The organism is Enterobacter sp. Lyrl_3 (assembly GCF_051948675.1).
Lineage (GTDB): Bacteria > Pseudomonadota > Gammaproteobacteria > Enterobacterales > Enterobacteriaceae > Enterobacter > Enterobacter cloacae.
In genome coordinates this window covers 373,168-393,299 of the sequence record NZ_JAYJLI010000002.1, presented here as the reverse complement: position 1 = coordinate 393,299, position 20,132 = coordinate 373,168, and the positions used below count along the sequence as shown (strand labels likewise).

Sequence of the window (20,132 nt, the reverse complement as noted above, 5' to 3'; positions counted from 1 at the left end):
CCCCGTTTGCATTGTGCTGGTGCGGTCAAAATAATACCGCGTCTTAGCGCTTCACAATGCGAATAGTCTGCCCTAAGCGAGACGGTTTTTCTTCGCTGGCTTTTTGCGCCGTAGTGACGCAGGCCGTTTCGACGCAGACAAACGTTTTGTAACCGTCATCGGGCACGTCGGCCATGCTCACTGAGAGCGCCGGACCTGGGTTCCAGCCCACCACGTTGCTGTGATGATGGTGAATCACTTCGATGCCACGGTTGAGGGCGCTGTCGTGGATCACGTTGCACGCTTCCGGATGCAGGTAAACGCGGTCGGTACGGTCAGGGAAGGTCTGCACGCCGTCGCTGAGTTTCCCTTCTTTTGCATTGTCCACTTTGTCGATATAGGTATCGCCAAGGCCGCTCACTTTTACCGCGCTGATATCACCCACGTTGAAGTAGGTGTGCAAGGCAGAGGTCGTTTCAAACTCGCCGTGCGCTTCCAGCTCAATCTCGCAGGTTTTACCCAGCTTGAAGCGGGCGTACAGGGTAAACTCGTGCGGCCACAGCGCACGGGTCTCGTCATTGGCCTGAAGCTCAAAGGTCAGCACGGCACCGTTATCATCTTCGTTATGCGCTTTCAGGGTCCACTGCTGGTTGCGGGCAAAACCATGAGAAGGCAGTCCCTGCTGCGCTGACGGGCCAAACCATGGCCAGCAGACAGGCACGCCGCCGCGGATCGCCGCCCCTTTTTTGAAAGAGGTCGCATCGCTCAGCCACAGCACTTCCGTTTCACCTTCTGGTTTCCAGGAGAGCAGGTGGGCGCCGTTCAGCGCAACGGAGGCTTTCACACGCGGGTGGTCAACGACGATAACATCAGCGCCATCAATCTGGCGACGGGAGAGCACAGGGGTAAGTTGTTCGACTACCGGAAGTGCAAAAATTTTATTAATCATTAAGCAATCCTCTGTCTTATAAATAAAAAAGGCGACCGAAGTCGCCTTTTTGGATCAAGCACTCATTCCAGTTTATTTGGAGATGTGAGCGATCAGGTCCAGTACTTTGTTAGAGTAGCCGGTTTCGTTGTCGTACCAGGATACCAGTTTAACGAAGTTGTCGTTCAGTGCGATACCTGCTTTAGCATCGAACACGGAAGTGCATACTTCGCCGTTGAAATCGGTAGATACAACGTCGTCTTCGGTGTAACCCAGAACGCCTTTCATTGGGCCTTCGGAAGCAGCTTTGATTGCTTTCTTAATGTCTTCGTAAGAAGCAGCTTTTTCCAGACGAACGGTCAGGTCAACAACGGATACGTTAGGAGTTGGAACGCGGAACGCCATACCAGTCAGTTTGCCATTCAGTTCTGGCAGTACTTTACCTACCGCTTTAGCAGCACCGGTAGAGGATGGGATGATGTTCTGAGCCGCGCCACGGCCGCCACGCCAGTCTTTGTGAGACGGGCCGTCAACGGTTTTCTGAGTAGCGGTGGTCGCGTGAACGGTAGTCATCAGACCTTCGATGATGCCGAAGTTGTCGTTGATAACTTTTGCCAGCGGTGCCAGGCAGTTGGTGGTGCAGGATGCGTTAGAAACGATATCCTGGCCAGCGTAAGTTTCGAAGTTAGCACCACGAACGAACATTGGGGTGTTGTCTTTGGAAGGACCAGTCAGAACAACTTTTTTTGCACCCGCGGTGATGTGTTTACGCGCAGTTTCGTCGGTCAGGAAGATACCGGTTGCTTCAGCAACAACGTCAACACCGATTTCGTTCCATTTCAGGTTAGCTGGGTCTTTCTCAGCAGTAACGCGGATGGTTTTGCCATTAACAACCAGGTGGCCGTCTTTCACTTCAACGGTGCCGTCGAAACGACCGTGAGTTGAGTCGTACTTCAGCATGTACGCCATGTATTCAGCGTCCAGGAGATCGTTGATACCAACGATTTCGATGTCAGAACGTTTCTGAGCAGCACGGAAAACAATACGGCCGATACGGCCAAAACCGTTGATACCTACTTTGATAGTCATATATTCCACCAGCTATTTGTTAGTGAATAAAAGGTTGCCTGTAAAATTACAAAAACCTTACGCAGCGTCAAGCGGAATCGTGTCAATCATTGCGACAAATCAATCCTGTGACTAACGTTTGTGCGACTGACTCGCCTCACTTTCCCTTTGAGCTAGCAACCACATGGGGGCTGCGCCCGGAATTTTAAAGGCCTCGCAGGATAAATATGTGAGCATGATCACAATTGCCTGACCGCCTTTTCGCGACACATAAGTTTAGATCAAAAGTGCACGCAAGGGTGTTAATGTTTTGTTAGAATCCGGGTTAAAAGGTGTCTGTTTCTACAGCGAGATGTAAGCATATGTCGAACCAACGTAACCCTGACGATTTGAAAAAAAACCTCACAGAAATGCAGTTTTACGTGACGCAGAATCACGGCACGGAGCCGCCATTTACCGGGCGTTTACTGCATAACAAACGCGATGGCGTATACCATTGCCTGGTCTGTGACGCCCCCCTGTTCAATTCACAAACGAAATACGATTCTGGCTGCGGCTGGCCGAGCTTTTACGAGCCGGTGAGCGATGACGCGATCCGCTACTTAACTGACTCGTCGCACGGTATGGTGCGTACCGAAATTCGCTGCGGCAACTGCGATGCGCACCTGGGGCATGTCTTCCCGGATGGCCCTCAGCCAACGGGCGAGCGTTTCTGCGTTAACTCAGCTTCTCTGAGCTTTAGCGACGATGAAAACGGCGACCAGATTAAAGGTTGAAAAAACGATTCAGCAAATTATTCCTTTGAAAGGGAGAGATCGTGAATATTGATGACATGATTAACGGTATGACGCCGGAGGTTTATCAGCGTCTGGTCACCGCCGTTGAGCTGGGGAAATGGCCTGATGGCGTTGCCTTAACCCCGGAGCAAAAAGAGAACAGCCTGCAGCTGGTCATGCTGTGGCAGGCGCGCAACAACACCGATGCGCAGCACATGACAATCGATACCAACGGCCAGATGGTGATGAAGAGCAAGCGTGAACTGAAGGAAGAGTTTGGTATCACGCCAAAGCCGATTGCGACGATGAAAATACAATAACGGTGTGGGTTGATGCCCTCACTCAACCCTCTCCTTGTGGGAGAGGGTTTGATTGCCTCACTACTTGTGCGAGATCCCGAGCGACTCTGCCAGCTGCTTCGCTAACTGATTATTATCATCCGCCCCATACTCCCAGAACATTGCGCCTGCCAGACCTTTCTCTTTGATATAGTCCGCTTTGATAGCGACGGAACGTGGATTCTCATACGAGAGGGCAAACAGATCCTTCCCGTCGGCGCCCTTCACGGAAAGCCACGGCACTTTCGCCTGGTCGTCCCAGTGTTCGGTAAAGCGCTTTTGCGGGTCGTTTAGCAGTTTCTTCACGATATCGTTGTACTTCACGTAGGTATCTTTGGTCAGGTCATAACCAAGTGATCTGAACAACCCGATCTCCTGTGGGCCGAAGTAAGGCTGTGTCACCGGATTGTTTTGCGCATCGGGCTTACTCCAGTCAATGCCCGGTTCCACAGCGCGTTTTGGCACGCGCCCATAGAAACCAATCCCAAGGTTCATCTGCTCTGGCTTCAGCCCCGCGGCCAGATAATTGTTCACCACAAAATCAACGCTGTATTTATCTGCTGCCGCCACGGTCGGCCAGGCGCTGGAGTCATACAGGTTCGCGTTAAAATACTGAGTGCCGTACGCCATGTCGTAGGTCATCAGGTTGATATAGTCGAGAAGGGGAGCAATGGCTTTCACATCGACCCAGCTTTTCGGACTTTCCGCATTGGCCCCAACCGCAATCGTGACCAGTTTTTTCTGCCCGAAGGCGGCACGCAGCTCTTTCAGCAGGAAGGTGAAGTTATCCCGGTCTGCAGGCGTGCTTGCGACCAGCCCCCATGCGCCGTTTACCGGGTACTCCCAGTCAAGGTCGATCCCGTCCAGACCGTATTTCTCAACAATCTCCTGCGCCGAGCGGATAAACACCGCTCGGCTCTCTTTGGTGGCTGCTGCGCCCGAGAAACCGCGGGCACCCCAGCCACCGACGGAAAGCAGAACGTTTAAATTCGGGTTTTGTTTACGAAGCTGTGGGATAAGCGCCAGATCGGACGCCACTTTCGGAGATAACCAGATCTGATGCAGCTTCGCCGGATCTTTCAATGCGGCGTTGGTTTCGTCTTTTTCGTTATTGTAGATAAGGCCAAACGAATAGTTCAGGTGGGTGATCTGGCGGACATCAAGCGTATTTATATCGCCGCCGGGTCCGGCAGTGACATCACCACCGCCGTTGAAGTAGCCCACGGACATCAGGGGAGCGGCGTAAGCAACTGACGCGCAAAGCAAGGGTAAAGCTGCCAGCAATGGCAAACGTTTCATAGGTGTTCCTCTTTGACATAATAAAAATAACCACGCCACAGAAAAAGCGTGGCGAAAAAACAGCCTGAAAAGCATAGCATTGCCGCTTCGCTGGTGATGCGAGGGAGTTCACTTTATGGGGATCGGAGTGGAAATACCGGGAAAGGCGAAGCCGCCCCCCCGGCATAAAAGATTACGCCTGCGTCTCCAGCCAGTCTGCCAGCGTATACAGCGTCGCGCCTTCAGCGGCCATATCCATAAACGCCTGCGCGCTGTCCTGTGGTTGAATGTTCACCCCGCGACAGCCGTCGGTGATGACGCTGACCGTATAACCCAACTGGAGCGCGTCCAGCACGGTAAACTTCACGCAGTAATCGGTTGCCAGACCCAGCACAATCAGCTCGGTGATCTCGTGGTGACGTAACCACGCGTCCAGCGCCGTTTTCTGACGATGTCCGTTATCGAAAAAGGCGCTGTAGCTGTCAATAGCCGGGTTTTCGCCTTTATGAAACACCGCGTCGATGGCTTTCTGATTCAGCAGCGGATGTAGCGCGGCGCCCTCCGTTTGCTGCACGCAGTGATCGGGCCAGAAGGTTTGCGCCAGACCGTCGAGCTCACCCTGGCTGAAGGGTTCAACGCCGTGCTGGCTGGCAAAACTGCCATGGTTGGCCGGATGCCAGTCCTGGCTTGCGACAACGGCTTCACCGCGCAATTTACACCAGTCAATCAGGGTATTGGCCACGTCGACCGTGCTGTCACCTTCTGCGACGGCCAGTGCGCCGCCCGCGCAGAAATCATTTTGCAAATCGACCAGTAACAGGGCGCGTTGTTTCATGAGGCCTCCTTATTCGTCCGGGGTCAGTTCGCCGCGCAGGTTTTGCATCATGGCGCTGCGAATGGACTGGATGTCCAGATCCTGACTCAGTAAATAATGAAGTTTAGTCAGTGTGGCCTCGACGGTCATATCGAATCCGCTGATCACCCCCGCATGCGCCAGAGCGTTACCGGTGGCATAGCCGCCCATATTGACCTTGCCGGACATACATTGCGTCAGGTTAACCACCACAATCCCGCGCTCGCTCGCTTCCTGCAGCTCTTTCAGGAATTCACTGTTCTGCGGCGCGTTACCCACACCGTAGGAGCGCAAAATCAGCGCTTTTACCGGCTGGCGCAGGAAGTTACGCACCACATCAGCAGAGATGCCCGGATAAATGGTTACCACACCGATCGGCTGCGGAGTGATCGGGTGAACGATCAGCTCGCCTGAGGTGGTCGGCGCAGGCGGCGTGCCCAGACGACGAATATGAATACCCGCTTCCAGCAGCGGTTGCAGGTTTGGAGAGGCGAAGGCGTCAAACCCATCGGCGTGCGCTTTGGTGGTACGGTTGCCACGATACAGACGGTTGTTGAAGAACAGCGAGACCTCGTTAATCGGGTAGTTCGCCGCCACATAGAGAGAGTTAAGCAGGTTAATCTGTCCATCCGAGCGCAGTTCCGCCAGCGGAATTTGCGAGCCGGTGACAATCACCGGCTTGCTCAGGTTTTCCAGCATGAAGGAGAGCGCCGAGGCGGTAAAGGCCATGGTGTCGGTACCATGCAGGATCACAAAGCCGTCGTACTGGTCGTAATGGGCTTTGATGTCATCCGCGATATGCTGCCAGTCTTCCGGCGTCATGTCGGAGGAGTCCATCAGCGGCTCGTATTCGTGGATGGTAAAGTCAGGCATTTCCGGGCGGTGGAATTCCGGCATCAGGGCAAGCTGACGTTGAAGATGACCGGACACAGGAATATAGCCGTTTTCAGAGCGCTGCATCCCGATGGTACCGCCAGTGTAGGCTACATAAATCGATTTCTTCTGCATGGTAGTGATTTCTTGTTCTTCAAAAGAAAAAAATCCCCTCTTCACCGGAAGAGGGGACGGGGTTTAACGTACGTTTGCGCAGGTCAGGCAAAACGCGTAACGACTTTGTGGATCATTAAACGCCGCGAGCTTATCGCTTTCCGCTTTCATCGCTTTAGCGGCCGTGGCGACAGGCGCTGGCAGATAAGCCTGCAGCGCTTCCGGCAACATGGCGCGCACGGAGACGGACATGCTGTCCATCACCATATCGAAGAACGACGGCTCATACTGATAGTATTCAACATGCCACTGTTTGAGCTTCGCCAGTTCGGCGGCTTTCTTCACCGCGTCATCAAAGTCACCCAGGCTGTCGACCAGGCCGTTGCTCTTCGCATCCTGTCCTGTCCAGACGTGGCCCTGAGCAATTTCGTCGATCTGCTGCGGCGTCTTTTTACGCGAGTCAGCGACCAGCGTGATAAAGCGCTTGTAGCCATTCTCAATGCTGAGCTGCATCATTTCGGACACTTCAGGTGGCAGGGATTTGGTTACCGACACATCCGCCAGCGGTGAAGTGGCCACACCATCCGTATGCACACCCAGGTAATCCAGGCTGTTCTCTACCGTGTTGATCACCCCGAAGATGCCAATTGATCCGGTCAGGGTGCTTGGGTTAGCGACGATGTAGTTAGCCGGGGTTGAGATCCAGTAACCGCCGGAAGCCGCCATGCCGCCCATGGAAACCACCACCGGTTTACCTGCTGCACGCGCAGCGGCCAGCTCGGCGCGGATCACTTCAGAGGCGCTGACGCTGCCCCCCGGGCTGTTCACACGCAGCACAATCGCTTTCACTTTCGGGTCAAGACGCGCGTCACGGATCTGCGACGCGGTGGTATCACCCCCGACGTTCCCCGGAGTCTCCTGACCGTCCATGATTGCGCCATTGGCGAAGACAACTGCAACGCTGTCACCGCTCTCATCCGGCTTTTTCGCCGCGTAATCGTACATGCTGATCGCGCTGTAATTTTTATCCTCTTTGCTCCAGCCGAACTGTTTGCTCAGGGACTTTTCGATCTCCGCGCCGGTTCCCAGGGCATCGACCAGCTTGTTATCAAGCGCATATTTCGCGGTATCGCCGTCAACCTTGCGCAAGCCGTCCAGCACGCCCTGAGCACCAGGGAAGACCTGTGCAGGGCTAATCTGGCGGTTACTGGCAACTGTGGTCAGGTAGTTCTGCCACAGCTCACCAATCCAGCGGCTGTCCGCTTCACGGGCGGCAGGGGACATGTCATCACGGATGAATGGCTCAACGGCAGATTTATACGTACCGACGCGGAACACATGGGTGGTGACCTTCAGCTTGTCGAGCAGAGATTTGTAGTAAAGCCCGTTCGTGGCAAAGCCGTGCAGGTCGACCGTACCCTGAGGTGAAAGCCAGATTTTATTGGCAAAGCTCGCCAGATAATATTGCCCCTGGCTGTAGCTGTCGCCTATTGCGATCACCGGTTTACCGCTGTCACGGAATTCACGCAGGGCTTTGCCGATGTACTGCATGGAAGGCTGGTCGGCCCCGGCAAAATCTTTCAGATCCAGCACGATACCCGTAATGTTGCGATCATCTTTTGCCTGACGAATGGTATCGACAATATCGAACAGGGAGTTTTCCTGCAGGCGGTCCGAGGTAGCGCCGAATAGCTGACGACCAATCACTCCCAGACGATTGCTGGTGGAAGGCTTATCGACAATCACGCCGGTGATGTCGAGCAGCAGCGCGCCGCGCGTCGAATGCTGTGACTGGTTTGCGTTACTGATGTGCATCCAGATGCCCGCGCAAACCAGCACCAGGAGGATGAAAACGAGGTTCATCACCAGGTTGCGGACGAAATTGAGCAGTCGCCACGTCCATTTAAAGAAACCGGCAAAGATTCGCCAAAGGGTTCGCATGTATTCTCCCTAACCAGAAAATGACTGTTTCCGTCGCCACTGGACGGTAATGTTGGGTTATCGTAATGACCCAACCGCCACTTGTCAGCAGGAATCGCCTGCCAGGCTGTAACAAAATCTGCCGTCGTGTTAATTTTGTGAGTAAATTTCAAGAAAGGAGTTAACCAATGGACGCACTTGAACTGCTTGTTAACCGCCGTAGCGCGTCACGTCTGGCGGAACCTGCGCCAGCGGGTGAGCAGCTGGAGAACATTCTGCGTGCCGGTATGCGTGCGCCGGATCACGGCACACTTCAGCCGTGGCACTTCTTTATTATTGAAGGTGAAGGCCGCGAGCGCTTCAGCCAGCTGCTGGAGCAGGGGGCGGTTGCCGCCGGTCAGGATGAGAAAGGGATCGATAAAGCCCGTAACGCGCCGTTCCGTGCACCGATGATTATCGCCGTCGTGGCGAAATGTCAGGCGGAGCATAAAGTGCCGGTCTGGGAGCAGGAGATGTCGGCGGGATGCGCGGTGATGGCGATGCAGATGGCCGCTGTTGCACAAGGCTTCAACGGTATCTGGCGTACCGGGCCACTGACTGAAAGCCCGGCGGTGCGCGACGGACTCAACTGCGGCGAGCATGACAAAATCGTCGGTTTCCTCTATCTCGGCACCCCTCAGCTTAAAGCCTCCAGCACCATTAGCGTGCCGGACACTACGCCTTTCGTCAGCCGTTTCTGATAACGCGCGCTAAACTGTCTGGATTCTGAGCATCTGCCGCAGAATTCAGACAGTCATACTTACCTCTTTAAGGAATGAGCGCTACCATAGCGCGATTGCATTGACAGGAGATGTCCATGAGCGAGCAAACCATTCGTTTAACGCAATACAGCCACGGAGCCGGTTGCGGTTGTAAAATTTCCCCCAAAGTGCTGGAAACCATCCTGCACAGCGAACAGGCGAAGTTTGTCGACCCGAACCTGCTTGTTGGCAACGAAACGCGTGACGATGCAGCGGTTTATGACTTGGGTAACGGCACCAGCATTATCAGTACCACTGACTTCTTTATGCCGATTGTCGATAACCCGTTCGATTTTGGGCGCATCGCGGCGACCAACGCCATCAGCGATATCTTCGCGATGGGCGGTAAACCGATTATGGCGATTGCGATTCTGGGCTGGCCGATCAACACCCTGGCGCCAGAAATAGCCCGCCAGGTGATTGAGGGCGGACGCTTTGCCTGCCAGCAGGCGGGGATTGCCCTGGCCGGTGGTCACTCTATTGATGCGCCGGAGCCGATCTTCGGTCTGGCGGTCACGGGCGTGGTGCCTACCGAGCGCGTCAAACGCAACAGCACCGCGCAGGCGGGTTGCAAGCTGTTCCTCACCAAGCCGCTGGGCATTGGCGTACTGACCACTGCCGAGAAAAAATCCCTGCTGAAACCGGAACACAAAGGTCTGGCAACGGAAGTGATGTGCCAGATGAACCTGGCCGGTGCCGCTTTCGCCAATATCGACGGCGTGAAGGCGATGACCGACGTCACCGGTTTTGGCCTGTTGGGGCATCTCTCTGAAGTGTGTCAGGGCGCGGGTGTGCAGGCGCAGGTCTGGTATCAGGACGTGCCGAAGCTGCCAGGCGTGGAAGCGTACATTGCCCAGGGCGCCGTGCCGGGCGGTACTCAGCGTAACTTTGCCAGCTATGGTCATCTGATGGGCGAAATGCCTGAAGAGTGGCGTAACCTGCTGTGCGATCCGCAAACCTCGGGTGGTCTGCTGCTGGCAGTCACGCCGGAGTCAGAAGCCGAGGTGCAGGCAACGGCCGCCGAGTTTGGTATTACCCTGACGGCGATCGGCGAACTGGTGACCGCGCGCGGTGGCCGACCGATGATTGAGATCCGTTAATTCGATGCGGTTGTTTATTGCCGAAAAGCCGAGTCTGGCTCGTGCCATCGCCGATGTGCTGCCTAAGCCGCATCGCAAAGGCGACGGCTTTATTGAATGCGGTAACGGGCAGGTGGTCACCTGGTGCATTGGTCACCTGCTTGAGCAGGCACAGCCAGACGTCTACGACAGCCGCTATGCCCGCTGGAACCTCAACGATCTGCCTATCGTGCCGGAAAAATGGCGCCTGCAACCGCGCCCCTCCGTCACCAAACAGCTCAACGTCATTAAGCGCTTTCTGCATGAAGCGTCTGAAGTTGTCCACGCCGGTGACCCGGACAGGGAAGGACAACTGCTGGTGGATGAAGTGCTGGACTATCTGGAGTTGGCGCCGGAAAAACGCCAGCAGGTGCAGCGCTGCCTGATTAACGACCTCAACCCGCAGGCGGTGGAGCGGGCGATTTCACGTCTGCGCGCCAACAGCGAGTTTATCCCGCTGTGCGTGTCCGCGCTGGCCCGTGCGCGCGCAGACTGGCTGTACGGGATCAACATGACCCGCGCCTACACGATCCTTGGGCGGAATGCCGGCTATCAGGGGGTACTCTCCGTTGGCCGCGTGCAAACGCCGGTGCTGGGGCTGGTGGTGCGCCGTGATGAAGAAATTGAAAACTTCGTTGCCAAAGATTTTTTCGAAGTGAAAGCGCACATCGTCACCCCGAAAGAGGAGCGTTTTACCGCCGTCTGGCAGCCGAGCGATGCCTGCGAATCGTATCAGGATGAAGAAGGCCGTCTGCTGCACCGTCCGCTGGCGGAGCACGTGGTCAACCGGATCACCGGTCAACCTGCCATCGTCACCAGCTATAACGATAAACGGGAATCCGAACCCGCACCGCTGCCGTTTTCACTTTCTGCCCTGCAGATTGAGGCCGCGAAGCGCTTTGGCCTGAGCGCGCAGAACGTGCTGGATATCTGCCAGAAGCTCTACGAAACCCACAAGCTCATCACCTATCCGCGTTCAGACAGCCGCTACCTGCCTGAAGAACACTTTGCCGGACGCCACGCGGTGATGAACGCCATCGGCGTGCATGCGCCGGATCTGCTGCCGCAGCCGGTCGTCAACCCGGATACCCATAACCGCTGCTGGGACGATAAAAAAGTCGATGCACACCATGCGATCATCCCGACGGCGCGGGCCAGCAACGTCAACCTGACGGAGAACGAAGCGAAGGTCTATAACCTGATCGCGCGTCAGTATCTGATGCAGTTCTGCCCGGACGCGGTGTTCCGCAAGTGCGTCATTGAGCTGGAGATCGCCAAAGGCAAATTTATTGCCAAAGCGCGTTTTCTGGCGGAAGCGGGCTGGCGTACGCTGCTTGGCAACAAAGAGCGTGACGAAGAGAACGACGGTACTCCGCTGCCGGTGGTGGCTAAAGACGACGAGCTGCTGTGTGAGAAAGGGGAAGTGGTAGAGCGCCAGACGCAGCCACCACGCCATTTCACCGATGCGACGCTACTCTCCGCCATGACCGGGATTGCCCGTTTTGTGCAGGACAAAGAGCTGAAAAAGATCCTGCGCGCCACTGACGGGCTGGGAACCGAAGCGACCCGCGCGGGGATCATCGAACTGCTGTTCAAGCGCGGCTTCCTGGAGAAAAAAGGGCGCTATATTCACTCCACCGAGCCGGGCAGGGCATTAATCCACTCCCTGCCGGAGCTGGCCGCCAGGCCGGATATGACGGCGCACTGGGAATCGGTGCTGACGCAAATCAGCGAGAAACAGTGCCGTTATCAGGACTTTATGCAGCCGCTGGTGGGGACGCTGTACCAGCTGATCGATCAGGCGCGCAGCACGCCGGTGAAGCGGTTCAGAGGAATGGTGGCACCGGGTGGTGGTGCGAAGAAACCGTTTAAAAAGAAAAAGAGCGCGGCCTGATACCCTCGTTTTTTTCCCTCTCCCTGTGGGAGAGGGCACCCGGCCGCACGATAAACTTTAAATCACACCCTGCCCAATCATCGCGTCCGCCACCTTCACGAACCCGGCGATATTCGCACCACGCACGTAGTTGGTTTGCGAGGCCTCACCGCCGTACTCTACGCAGGCGTGGTGAATATCCAGCATGATGTGGTGCAGACGGGCATCCACTTTCTCCGCTTTCCAGCCCAGACGCGCGGCGTTTTGCGCCATCTCCAGACCGGACGTTGCCACGCCGCCGGCGTTGGCGGCTTTGCCCGGTGCAAACAGTACGCCTGCTTCCAGGAACAGATCGGTCGCCTCGATGGTGGTTGGCATATTCGCCCCTTCGGCTACCGCTTTTACGCCATTGCTGATTAAGGTGCGGGCGGCTTCAACGTCCAGTTCGTTCTGGGTTGCACACGGCAGGGCGATATCCACCGGCACGCCCCACGGTTGTTTACCCTCAAGATAGGTCAGACCAAACTCGCGGGCATAATCGGCCACGCGGCCATCGCGGCTGGCTTTAATTTCACACAGACGCGCCAGTTTCTCAGCCGTGAAGCCGGCTTCATCCACGACGGTACCGCTGGAATCAGACGCGGTGACTACGCGGGCACCAAACTGCATTGCTTTTTCGATGGCATATTGCGCCACGTTGCCGGAGCCGGAGACCGCCACGCGCATGCCTTCGAAGCCTAAGCCGTGGCGTTTCAGCATCGCTTCGGTGAAATAGACCAGACCGTAGCCGGTCGCTTCCGGGCGGATCAGGCTGCCGCCGAAGGAGAGTCCTTTGCCGGTAAAGACGCAGGCGCTGTTGTTTGAGAGCTTTTTCATCATTCCGGCCATAAAGCCCACTTCACGCCCGCCCACGCCGATATCACCGGCAGGGACGTCGGTATCCGGGCCAAGGTGGCGATAAAGCTCGGTGATCAGCGCCTGGCAGAAACGCATCACTTCGCCTTCGCTTTTGCCTTTCGGGTCAAAATCGCTGCCGCCTTTACCGCCGCCCATCGGCAGGGTAGTGAGCGCGTTTTTAAAGGTCTGCTCAAAACCAAGGAATTTCAAAATCGACAGGTTCACTGAAGGGTGGAAGCGCATCCCGCCCTTAAACGGCCCGATAGCCGAGTTAAACTGCACGCGCCACGCGCGGTTGACCTGCACCTGATTGCGGTCGTCCACCCACGCCACGCGGAACTGGATCACGCGCTCAGGCTCGACGAGGCGCTCAAGCAAAGACATCTGACGATAACGTGGGTTTTGTTCCAGGAAGGGCCACAGGGTGGTCATTACTTCACGTACGGCCTGCGCAAACTCGCTCTGATGCGGGTCGCGCTGCTGAACATGGGTGAGAAAACTTTCCAGAGTGCGTGTCTGATCCATAGATATAAGAACCTCTTATGATAATTTCCGTATGTGTCTTATACGATTTGTGTTGTTTTTTTGACTATACCACCCGTACCGCTTTGCGAAGCAAGCAGAAATTTATGTCGAAAGGGAAATTAATGACCTGTGCGGCGTCATAACCAAAAGCGATGACGAGATAAATTAAAGGTTCCGCGATGATTAACCGTTATAGTCATTATCAGGACACAACAGGAAGAGAAGTCTATGAACCGTTACGTGATGACCGCGTTATGTTTGATGCTGAGCGCTGGCGCGCAGGCTGACCGCATTCGCCCGGATGTGGAAGTGAACGTACCGCCGGAGGTCTTTAGCTCCAGCGGCCAGAGAGCGCAGCCCTGTAACCAGTGCTGCATCTATCAGGATCAGAACTACTCAGAAGGGGCGGTGGTGAAAGCGGACGGCATCCTGCTGCAGTGCCAGCGCGATGAACGCACCATCAGTACGAACCCACTGGTCTGGCGTCGCGTAAAAGAATAAAGGCTTCCAGCAGCGGAATATCCGCCGGGGCTAAGGGGTAGTCAAACGCCTCTTCAGGCGTACACCACACCAGGGCGCTGTGGTAGTGCGCCGTTAGTTCACCGCTGAAGTGGGGCACGTGCCAGGCGTGTAAATGGATTATCCGCTGTGACACCTCCCGCTGGTGGCTTGCCACGTAGTACGACGGTTGCGCGTGGATCCCCAACTCCTCCTGCAGCTCGCGGATCAGCGCTTCGGGCTGCGTTTCTCCGGCTTCCACCTTTCCACCGGCAAACTCCCACAGGCCCGGCTGATCGGCATGCATGGGGCGCTGCGCCAGTAAAATTTTATTGTCTTTTTCGATGATTGCCGCAACGACATCGAGTGTTTTCAGCATGGTCGTCAATACTTGATAGCGAAAAGCACCATATTATCGTGCCCTTTCCAGGAGTCCAGTCATCAGGAGAATCACGTGAAAGAGACATCCACCTGGGTTGCCCCGGTTGAATCCCTTCCCGCCAGCCTCAAACCCATTGCCGCCCTGCAGAAAAAACACTTTGGCGCAGTGCTTAACCCCACGCGCTGGTGGGGACGTATGCCGCGCCTGTTCTGGCTGGTGGCGCTGTTTGTCGGGTTTCTGGAGCGACGCAACGCTCGTCTGACGCCGGTGCTGCGCTCGCTGCTGATGACGCGGGTATCCCAGCTCTGTCACTGTGCATTTTGTATTGATGCCAATAGCCTGCGTCTTGCCGAACGCGCGGGCGCGCTGGATAAAGTGCAGGCCGTGAGTCAGTGGCGTGACGCCGCGCTTTTCAATGAGCAGGAGCGCGCGGCGCTGGCCTACGCGGAGGCCGTGACCGCCACGCCGCCGCAGGTGGATGAGGCGCTCAAACGCGAGCTCAAACGCCTTTTTACCGATGAGACGATTAGCGAAATGACGGCGCTGATTGCGTTTCAAAACCTTTCGGCCCGCTTTAATGCCGCCCTTGATATCCCGGCGCAGGGATTGTGCGACACGTTTAAAGGAAAGCCGCATGCTTGATCGACATTTTCACCCCCGGGTAAAGCCCGCCCTTAACCGGCTGGCCTCCTGGCTGGATAAACCCGGCATCACGCCCGATGGCTTAACGTTGACCGGATTTGCCGCAGGCGTGCTGACGCTACCGTTTCTGGCGCTTGGCTGGTATCCGGCGGCCCTGGTCGCCATTGTGGCTAATCGCCTGCTGGATGGCCTGGACGGCGCACTGGCACGCCGCAGAGGGCTGACGGATGCGGGCGGGTTTCTGGATATCGCGCTCGATTTTCTGTTCTACGCGCTGGTGCCGTTTGGTTTTGCCCTCGCGGCTCCCGCTAAGAATGCGCTGGCCGCGGCCTGGCTACTGTTCGCCTTTATCGGAACCGGCAGCAGTTTTCTGGCCTTTGCCGCTCTGGCGGCGAAACACAATATCGATAACCCCGGCTATGCGCACAAGTCGTTTTACTATATCGGCGGATTAACGGAAGGGACGGAAACCATCGTGCTGTTTGTGTTGTGCTGCCTGTTTCCGGCGCACTTCACGCTTCTCGCGTGGGTATTTGGCGCGTTGTGCTGGCTGACCACCACAACGCGCATCTGGAGCGGGTATCTGACGCTGCGTTCACTCACGCCCTAGCGCGAACTGTCGGGTCCGCGTTCGCCAGACGACACCGGGTTTTGCGGGTGGCTGCTCCATTCGTACCAGCCACCGTCATAGACGGAGATGTTTTTCCAGCCCATCGCCCGGGCATACATAAAGCCCTCAGAGGCTCGCCAGCCGGTACCGCAATAAAAGGCCACGTGCTGTTCCGGCAGGATGTTCCAGCTTTTCCACATGGCGGCGATGTCATCGGCGCTGCGCATGGTGCCGTCCGGGTTATGGAAATCTTCCATATGGGTGGCATCGCTTCCGGCATGACCCCAGCGGGCACCGGCAATTTCACCTTTGGGTTTGATGTAGCTGTAGCCGCTGGTTTCGCCAGTAAACTCCGGCCACGAGCGAATGCTGACCAGCGAGGCATCCTGGCGATGCAGCATCCCGCGCGCCTGCGCCATATCAATCATCAGCTGTGGCTGACCGGGGATCGGCGCGCCGAAATCGGGAGCGGGTTTGACATCAGCAGGCATCCCTCTTTCCACCGGCAGGTTGGCCTCTGACCACGCTTTCCAGCCACCATCAAGAATACGCACGTCCTTCACGCCCGCGTAGAGCATAATTTGTGCCACGCGGGCGGCGGCATAGACATCGCGACCATACAGAATGACGGTGGTATCGTGACGGATCCCGTGTTTTGCCAGCATCGCTTTCAGTTTGTCGTCAGAAACCTTATTCCACAGCGGCTCGCTTTCCACTTCGTTGGTATCAATATAATCCGCGCCGGGAATGTGGTTCAGCAGATAGAACTTCGGCGCACCCCAGGCGGCTTCAATCACTTTCCAGTCACCGGCCGGGGCGGCTGCCACCGGTTTGCCCTGAGAAAGCTGATAAATCCACTGCGGGTAAACGAGCTGTTCAAAGTGCGGCAGGCGCTGCAGACGCTCAGGGGACTGCAGGGCATCGCTGAGAACGGAAACCCGGGGATAACCGGCTTTCTTCAGGCGGGCGCTCACCGCCTGGTTGTCAGCGTCACTGCCGTAGAGGGCGATAGTCGTTGTGGGGGTAAGCTGATGCTGTTTTGCCCAGCGGCCAATCTGGTCGTCGCTCATCGCGCTCAGCCAGGTGGCAGAGAGATTAAGCGCAGCGGGCTCGTGCCCGGAGGGGGCGCTCAGCGTTTGCGGCCAGCCGTTATAAAACGCACTGGCACGGGTATCGATCGCCGCGCCGTGCTGTTCCTGAAGCTGAGCCAGTGTGAGCGAATGGGGCATATCAGCGGCCATGCAAGAGAGTGAGGCGAGGCCGCAAAGCAGGGCCAGCGCGGTCAGTTGAGAAACACGTTTCATCGAATAACCTGACGTCAGTAAAAGAGGGGGGCATTGTCGTCTCTCCTGAAAGGTAAAACATTGCGTTAGCACATTATTGCCAGCGAGAAATCTCAATCACCTCGCCACCCGGCGGAATATCTTCATCGTCATGCGTGACCAGCACCACCGGGATATTGCGTGCGCGCAGGGCATCAAACACCCATGTCCGAAAGGACGACCGCAGTGATTTATCAAGGCGGCTAAACGGTTCGTCCAGCAACAACGCCTGCGGCTCGGCAAGCAGAGCCCGCAGCAGGCTCACCCTGGCACGCTCCCCGCCGGATAGCGTGGCCGGATCGCTGGCATAGTGGCGATTTAGCCCGGCTGAATCCAGAGCCCGTTGCACCTTTTCCCGGCGTGCGCGTCCGGTTATTCGCGCCGGTAACGCCAGCAGCAGATTTTGCCCGACGCTGTACTGGTCAAACAGCAGTGCGTCCTGAAAGAGAATCCCGATCCCGCGTTGCTCGACAGGCAGCCCGTCACAGCGGCGATCGTCAAGCCACAGCTCGCCCTGCGCCTGAAAGTCGTCAGACAGTGCCCCAACCATCCATGAGAACAGGGTCGATTTCCCGCTGCCGGACGGCCCCATCAGGGTGACAATTTCACCGCGAGGGACATAAAAGTTAACTTCACGGAACAGCGGCGCAATGGTGAGATTGTTGACCTTCAGCATTAACGTAATCCTCGTCGATAATGGCCTGCGAGCCGGGATAACAGTGCGGCAACGCCGAAGACGGCCCCTGTCACCAACAGAAGCCACAGCGCCCGGTTAGCCAGAATCGGGATGCTGCCGCCGCTGCTGAGCGCCACGGTTTCGGTGGTAAGGGTGCTGAAACGCCCCGCGCCGAGCCAGAGTGTTGGCATGTATTGCGCCATGCTGACCGAAAATCCGGTTGCAAACGCCAGCAGCGCGGGGCGCAACAGCAGGGGACATTTGATCAGGCAGAAGACTTTTGTCCGCCGCCAGCCAAGCGTTCTGGCCGTGAGGAGAAGCCGCGGATCGATGCGCCGCCAGGCGGGTTGCAGTATCAGCAGCATCCACGGCAACACCCACAGCAGATGACTCCAGAGCACGGCGGCGTACTGCCCGTCGATACCCAGCCATAACGCCACCCTGTATTGCCCAGAAACCAACGGCAGCGCAGGAAGGGCGAGAGGGAGCCAGACCCACAGCGCACCACGCCGCGGCCTCCATTCCAGCCAGAGCAGTATCATGATCAGGCCTATCAGGCTGGCAAGCAGGCCGAACGATAAACTGGCACGCACGGCGCTAACATCATCCCACTGGGCCAGCATCAGCAGCACTCCGGCGCAAAGCATGCCGCATGCGGGGAGGATTCCGCTGAGCATACGGGCGGGCGGCGCGAGGGGGAACGTGCGTCGCACCCCTGTCAGCGCAGGCAACGTGCGACGCCACGCCTTCCAGATACCGAACCCCAGCGCCGAAAGCACGGCCAGCAGCGCGAGCATCAGCAGGCAGAGCAGCATTCCTTTCGTTTGCTGCTGCACGTCGCCCTGGGTCAGCCACTGCCAGGCCAGTACCGTCAGGGTAGGCGGATTCCCCGGCCCCAGGATGATGGCGACATCCACAACAGAGAGGGACCAGGCGAGCACCGCCAGCATTGTGGCACCCAGCGCCGGCGCGATCTCCGGGATCACCAGCCAGCACAGTCGCTGTATTCGCCCGTATCCCAGGGTTTGCAACACGACATTCTGTCGACCCAGCCGGGTTTCAGGTAACACCGCGTATATCGCCCACAGCACGAAGGCACTCTCCTTGACGGCGAGAGTCAGCCCCAGCCCAATCCCGTAGCGATCCAACATCGGGGAGCAGCGTGTACAGAGCTGATAAAACAGACCGCCTTCGGCAAAAGTCAGCAACACGCTGGTGGCGAAGGCAACGTGGGGAACGGCCAGCAGCCACGGCAAACGGGTACACAGACGACGCCAGCGCTCACCGGGCCAGAGCGTGGTGACGAAAATCAGGGCGTTAAACAGGGCGCCGAGAGTGGCAATCAGCGTGGATACCAGGGTGGCAGCGAGCGCCTGCGGGATCTGCGGGTCGTCAAACAGGCGTTGCCAGTTTCCTGCCGACAGCGCCGGAGTCAACAGCATGGCGGCGGCGGGAACAAGCGGCAGATACACTGCCGCCATCGCCAGCCAGATGAGTGCGCTCAGCGGGTGCCGTAACGACGCAGCCATTCCTGCTCCAGCGCGTTAACCCAGGCTGCGTGTGGCTCCGCAAGCATCCGCGGAAGCCCTTGTGGCGTGTGGGCCTGAAACTGTTTTGCTTCATCTGCGGGCAGCGTGTTCGCCTGCAGTACGCTCGGATCGCCCCAGATAGCCGGGTCGGCTTTGCGGATCTGCGCCTGAGGTGAAAGCAGGAAATTGGCAACCACCTTCGCCCCCGCACTGGCGCTGGCGTTCGCCGGGATGGCAACAAAATGAACGTTACCGATCATCCCGTTGTGAAAACCAAAGCTGTAGCTGTCGGCAGGCAGTTCACCGCTGGCCACTTTTTGCAGCGCATGTGCTGGGTTAAAGGTCAGCGACAGGCTCAGACTGCCGCGGGCGAGCAGGGTATCCATCCGCGCAGGTGAAGGCGGGAAATCTTTTCCTTCTCGCCACAGCAGCGGGTGGAGTTTGTCGAGGTAGTCCCAGAGCGGCGTGGTAACCTGTGCAAAGGTGTCATCGGGCGCGCGTTTCAGCGCATCGGGCCGGGAGGTGAGCGTGAGAAGCAACTGTTCCAGAAACGCGGTGCCGGTAAAATCAGGCGGACGAGGATAGCTGATTTTACCCGGATGCTGCTGCGCCCAGGCCAGTAATGCCTGCGGGTCTGATGGCGGAGTGGGCATGCTCGCTTTGCGGGCGATAAAGGTAAGCTGCGCGCCACCCCACGGAGATTCTGCGCCCTCGGTTGGCAGGGCGAAATCTTCCGTGACCGGTTTGCCCGTGTCGACATAACGCCAGTTAGGCAGCGTCTGTGCCCATCCGGTTTGCAGCAGGTTAGCCTCTTTCAGCGTGCGGAAATTCTCACCGTTAACCCACAAAAGATCCACCGAGCCATGGGTCTTACGCCCGGCGGCAGCTTCTGTCTGGATCCGTTTTACCGCATCCGCGGCATCGGCCAGGTGGACAATGTTGAGGTTGATCGCGTAGTGCGTTTTCATCTCACCGCTGACCCAGTCGAGGTAGCGGTTAACCGCCTGATCGCCTCCCCAGGCGTTAAACCAGACGGTCTGGCCTTTGGCTTGTTCTTGGATAATGTGCCAGCTGTCGGCGGCACACAGAGGAGTGGTCAGCAGCAGACCGGTCAGAAACGCGCAAAAACGCAC

The 20,132-nt window shown here is 57.2% G+C and carries 20 protein-coding genes; 8 read left to right on the top strand and 12 right to left on the bottom strand.

Annotated features, from left to right (window positions below; all coding sequences use genetic code 11):
• Nucleotides 1-43: 43 nt before the first annotated feature.
• Both VF709_RS07070 and gapA read right to left on the bottom strand, forming a co-directional pair.
• The gene (locus VF709_RS07070) at nucleotides 44-928 is read right to left on the bottom strand and encodes a D-hexose-6-phosphate mutarotase (RefSeq protein WP_013097054.1); all 885 of its coding nucleotides are present in this window, start codon (nucleotides 926-928) and stop codon (nucleotides 44-46) included.
• 72 nt (nucleotides 929-1,000) lie between these two features.
• Nucleotides 1,001-1,996 carry a glyceraldehyde-3-phosphate dehydrogenase gene (gene gapA / locus VF709_RS07065; RefSeq protein WP_013097053.1) on the bottom strand — a complete coding sequence of 332 codons (996 nt, stop codon included), beginning with the start codon at nucleotides 1,994-1,996 and terminating at the stop codon, nucleotides 1,001-1,003.
• 341 nt (nucleotides 1,997-2,337) lie between these two features.
• Here gapA and msrB point away from each other — a divergent pair, with 341 nt between their 5' ends.
• Together msrB and VF709_RS07055 are read left to right on the top strand one after the other, a co-directional pair.
• A complete protein-coding gene (gene msrB, locus VF709_RS07060; protein ID WP_013097052.1) occupies nucleotides 2,338-2,751 on the top strand; it encodes a peptide-methionine (R)-S-oxide reductase MsrB in 414 nt (137 codons plus the stop codon).
• Between the two features lie 41 nt (nucleotides 2,752-2,792).
• Complete coding sequence (locus VF709_RS07055; RefSeq protein WP_013097051.1) at nucleotides 2,793-3,071, top strand: YeaC family protein; 279 nt, start codon at nucleotides 2,793-2,795, stop codon at nucleotides 3,069-3,071.
• Nucleotides 3,072-3,131: 60 nt separating this feature from the next.
• Here VF709_RS07055 and VF709_RS07050 read toward each other — a convergent pair whose 3' ends face one another.
• From VF709_RS07050 to sppA, 4 genes are all read right to left on the bottom strand, one after another.
• Nucleotides 3,132-4,388: a glycoside hydrolase family 18 protein gene (locus VF709_RS07050; RefSeq protein ID WP_038419137.1), complete on the bottom strand. Its 1,257-nt coding sequence runs from the start codon at nucleotides 4,386-4,388 to the stop codon at nucleotides 3,132-3,134.
• Nucleotides 4,389-4,560: 172 nt separating this feature from the next.
• Nucleotides 4,561-5,202 (bottom strand): bifunctional nicotinamidase/pyrazinamidase, encoded by a 642-nt coding sequence (gene pncA, locus VF709_RS07045; RefSeq protein ID WP_029881996.1) that lies wholly within the window; start codon nucleotides 5,200-5,202, stop codon nucleotides 4,561-4,563.
• A gap of 9 nt (nucleotides 5,203-5,211) precedes the next feature.
• The gene (gene ansA, locus VF709_RS07040) at nucleotides 5,212-6,228 is read right to left on the bottom strand and encodes an asparaginase (protein WP_013097048.1); all 1,017 of its coding nucleotides are present in this window, start codon (nucleotides 6,226-6,228) and stop codon (nucleotides 5,212-5,214) included.
• A gap of 63 nt (nucleotides 6,229-6,291) precedes the next feature.
• The gene (sppA, locus tag VF709_RS07035; RefSeq protein WP_440231184.1) at nucleotides 6,292-8,148 is read right to left on the bottom strand and encodes a signal peptide peptidase SppA; all 1,857 of its coding nucleotides are present in this window, start codon (nucleotides 8,146-8,148) and stop codon (nucleotides 6,292-6,294) included.
• 167 nt (nucleotides 8,149-8,315) lie between these two features.
• Between sppA and VF709_RS07030 the strand changes: the two genes are divergently transcribed.
• The 3 genes from VF709_RS07030 (at nucleotide 8,316) to VF709_RS07020 (ending at nucleotide 11,939) form a co-directional block, all read left to right on the top strand.
• Complete coding sequence (locus VF709_RS07030) at nucleotides 8,316-8,867, top strand: NAD(P)H nitroreductase (protein WP_013097046.1); 552 nt, start codon at nucleotides 8,316-8,318, stop codon at nucleotides 8,865-8,867.
• A 116-nt stretch (nucleotides 8,868-8,983) separates the two neighbouring features.
• Nucleotides 8,984-10,027 carry a selenide, water dikinase SelD gene (selD, locus tag VF709_RS07025; protein WP_014831513.1) on the top strand — a complete coding sequence of 348 codons (1,044 nt, stop codon included), beginning with the start codon at nucleotides 8,984-8,986 and terminating at the stop codon, nucleotides 10,025-10,027.
• 4 nt (nucleotides 10,028-10,031) lie between these two features.
• On the top strand, nucleotides 10,032-11,939 hold the full coding sequence (locus VF709_RS07020) for a DNA topoisomerase III (RefSeq protein ID WP_038979877.1): 1,908 nt from the start codon (nucleotides 10,032-10,034) through the stop codon (nucleotides 11,937-11,939).
• A 57-nt stretch (nucleotides 11,940-11,996) separates the two neighbouring features.
• Here VF709_RS07020 and gdhA read toward each other — a convergent pair whose 3' ends face one another.
• Nucleotides 11,997-13,340: an NADP-specific glutamate dehydrogenase gene (gene gdhA, locus VF709_RS07015; protein ID WP_020688396.1), complete on the bottom strand. Its 1,344-nt coding sequence runs from the start codon at nucleotides 13,338-13,340 to the stop codon at nucleotides 11,997-11,999.
• 228 nt (nucleotides 13,341-13,568) lie between these two features.
• Here gdhA and VF709_RS07010 point away from each other — a divergent pair, with 228 nt between their 5' ends.
• Nucleotides 13,569-13,841, top strand: a complete 273-nt coding sequence (locus tag VF709_RS07010; protein ID WP_013097042.1) for a YnjH family protein — start codon at nucleotides 13,569-13,571, stop codon at nucleotides 13,839-13,841.
• On the opposite strand, the gene VF709_RS07005 is transcribed toward VF709_RS07010, so the two are convergent.
• Nucleotides 13,801-14,217 carry a pyrimidine (deoxy)nucleoside triphosphate diphosphatase gene (locus tag VF709_RS07005; RefSeq protein WP_045902848.1) on the bottom strand — a complete coding sequence of 139 codons (417 nt, stop codon included), beginning with the start codon at nucleotides 14,215-14,217 and terminating at the stop codon, nucleotides 13,801-13,803. The two genes, VF709_RS07010 and VF709_RS07005, sit on opposite strands and share 41 nt — an antisense overlap.
• Nucleotides 14,218-14,292: 75 nt before the next feature.
• Between VF709_RS07005 and VF709_RS07000 the strand changes: the two genes are divergently transcribed.
• Both VF709_RS07000 and VF709_RS06995 read left to right on the top strand, forming a co-directional pair.
• Nucleotides 14,293-14,862 (top strand): carboxymuconolactone decarboxylase family protein, encoded by a 570-nt coding sequence (locus VF709_RS07000; RefSeq protein ID WP_045902849.1) that lies wholly within the window; start codon nucleotides 14,293-14,295, stop codon nucleotides 14,860-14,862.
• Nucleotides 14,855-15,472 (top strand): CDP-alcohol phosphatidyltransferase family protein, encoded by a 618-nt coding sequence (locus VF709_RS06995; RefSeq protein ID WP_114518687.1) that lies wholly within the window; start codon nucleotides 14,855-14,857, stop codon nucleotides 15,470-15,472. Before VF709_RS07000 ends, VF709_RS06995 begins: the two co-directional genes overlap by 8 nt.
• On the opposite strand, the gene VF709_RS06990 is transcribed toward VF709_RS06995, so the two are convergent.
• From VF709_RS06990 to VF709_RS06975, 4 genes are all read right to left on the bottom strand, one after another.
• Nucleotides 15,469-16,776: a sulfurtransferase gene (locus VF709_RS06990; RefSeq protein ID WP_058684496.1), complete on the bottom strand. Its 1,308-nt coding sequence runs from the start codon at nucleotides 16,774-16,776 to the stop codon at nucleotides 15,469-15,471. The genes VF709_RS06995 and VF709_RS06990 overlap by 4 nt on opposite strands.
• Before the next feature lie 73 nt (nucleotides 16,777-16,849).
• Nucleotides 16,850-17,470, bottom strand: a complete 621-nt coding sequence (locus VF709_RS06985) for an ATP-binding cassette domain-containing protein (protein WP_149896476.1) — start codon at nucleotides 17,468-17,470, stop codon at nucleotides 16,850-16,852.
• Nucleotides 17,470-18,999 carry a thiamine ABC transporter permease gene (locus VF709_RS06980; RefSeq protein WP_187170921.1) on the bottom strand — a complete coding sequence of 510 codons (1,530 nt, stop codon included), beginning with the start codon at nucleotides 18,997-18,999 and terminating at the stop codon, nucleotides 17,470-17,472. The genes VF709_RS06985 and VF709_RS06980 overlap by 1 nt, the downstream gene beginning before the upstream one ends.
• Complete coding sequence (locus tag VF709_RS06975; protein WP_404851318.1) at nucleotides 18,972-20,132, bottom strand: ABC transporter substrate-binding protein; 1,161 nt, start codon at nucleotides 20,130-20,132, stop codon at nucleotides 18,972-18,974. Before VF709_RS06975 ends, VF709_RS06980 begins: the two co-directional genes overlap by 28 nt.

Bases quoted from the DNA above. Each gene is read 5' to 3' on its own strand.
- VF709_RS07030 (WP_013097046.1), top strand. From the start codon at position 8,316: ATGGACGCACTTGAACTGCTTGTTAACCGCCGTAGCGCGTCACGTCTG.
- VF709_RS06980 (WP_187170921.1), bottom strand. From the start codon at position 18,999: ATGGCTGCGTCGTTACGGCACCCGCTGAGCGCACTCATCTGGCTGGCG.
- VF709_RS06995 (WP_114518687.1), top strand. From the start codon at position 14,855: ATGCTTGATCGACATTTTCACCCCCGGGTAAAGCCCGCCCTTAACCGG.
- sppA (WP_440231184.1), bottom strand. From the start codon at position 8,148: ATGCGAACCCTTTGGCGAATCTTTGCCGGTTTCTTTAAATGGACGTGG.
- VF709_RS07010 (WP_013097042.1), top strand. From the start codon at position 13,569: ATGAACCGTTACGTGATGACCGCGTTATGTTTGATGCTGAGCGCTGGC.
- gdhA (WP_020688396.1), bottom strand. From the start codon at position 13,340: ATGGATCAGACACGCACTCTGGAAAGTTTTCTCACCCATGTTCAGCAG.
- selD (WP_014831513.1), top strand. From the start codon at position 8,984: ATGAGCGAGCAAACCATTCGTTTAACGCAATACAGCCACGGAGCCGGT.
- gapA (WP_013097053.1), bottom strand. From the start codon at position 1,996: ATGACTATCAAAGTAGGTATCAACGGTTTTGGCCGTATCGGCCGTATT.
- VF709_RS06990 (WP_058684496.1), bottom strand. From the start codon at position 16,776: ATGAAACGTGTTTCTCAACTGACCGCGCTGGCCCTGCTTTGCGGCCTC.
- VF709_RS07020 (WP_038979877.1), top strand. From the start codon at position 10,032: ATGCGGTTGTTTATTGCCGAAAAGCCGAGTCTGGCTCGTGCCATCGCC.
- VF709_RS07070 (WP_013097054.1), bottom strand. From the start codon at position 928: ATGATTAATAAAATTTTTGCACTTCCGGTAGTCGAACAACTTACCCCT.
- VF709_RS07005 (WP_045902848.1), bottom strand. From the start codon at position 14,217: ATGCTGAAAACACTCGATGTCGTTGCGGCAATCATCGAAAAAGACAAT.
- VF709_RS07050 (WP_038419137.1), bottom strand. From the start codon at position 4,388: ATGAAACGTTTGCCATTGCTGGCAGCTTTACCCTTGCTTTGCGCGTCA.
- pncA (WP_029881996.1), bottom strand. From the start codon at position 5,202: ATGAAACAACGCGCCCTGTTACTGGTCGATTTGCAAAATGATTTCTGC.
- ansA (WP_013097048.1), bottom strand. From the start codon at position 6,228: ATGCAGAAGAAATCGATTTATGTAGCCTACACTGGCGGTACCATCGGG.
- VF709_RS06985 (WP_149896476.1), bottom strand. From the start codon at position 17,470: ATGCTGAAGGTCAACAATCTCACCATTGCGCCGCTGTTCCGTGAAGTT.
- msrB (WP_013097052.1), top strand. From the start codon at position 2,338: ATGTCGAACCAACGTAACCCTGACGATTTGAAAAAAAACCTCACAGAA.